The 728-nt window shown below is 70.6% G+C and carries 1 pseudogene; it reads right to left on the bottom strand.

Going from position 1 to position 728, the window contains the following annotated elements:
* Positions 1 to 728 (bottom strand): annotated as a pseudogene (locus tag QT222_RS00330) (archaeosine synthase subunit alpha); the annotation flags it as partial.

Genomic DNA, 728 nt, shown 5'->3' with positions numbered 1-728 from the left:
GGACGTGAGTGCGGAGTCGCGGATGACGGGATTCCGGTCTCCCATGATCGAGTACTGCTGGTCGACCCGGCGGAACGCGGCGGTCAGCCACTGGTCGTGTCGGGCCTGCCCCTCGATGTAGTCGCGGAGGCGACCGTCACGAATTCGGCGACGGACGCGGGCGAGTTCCGCCCGAAGCGCGTTGGCGTTGTGGTCGGCGGCGTCGGCGCGGGTGAACTCCGAGGCGGGTTTCTGGCAGGCGGTACAGACACACGGGAGTTCGTCGAGGTCTTCGAGGAAGTATTCGCCGTCGGTCGTGAGATAGAAGCCGTCAAGGCCGCGGGCACGCGCGAACGTCTCGTCGACGAGGTCGACGCCCGCGTAGGCGAGAAGCGAAACGTTCCGCGGCGTGGCAACGCCCGAGAGCATGAGCGCCGTGTCAGCAGGCAGATTTTCTTTCGCCTCGACGATGTTGTCGCGGAAGGCTCGCGCGTGGCCGACGAAGCCCTGCGCGTCCGAGAGGATGTACGCGTCAGCGCCGTAGTCATCGGACGTATCGGCGGTGACGGGGGGCGCGGGCGGGAAGTCCACAACCGGGGGGGCGACGGGGAAAGGCCCACCGAACTCGTCTGCCCTCCCCGCCGGGGGGGGGGGGGGGGGGGGGGGGGGCAGCACCGCGTCTGTAGCCACCCGCGTCTCGCGCTCGGCGGGCCCCAGGACACCCGCGGCCCCCCCCACGGCCTCCCCGC

The organism is Haloferax sp. s1 (genome assembly GCF_058382125.1).
The sequence above is the reverse complement of the archived record's forward strand: the minus strand, read 5'-3'. Positions and strand labels throughout refer to the sequence as shown.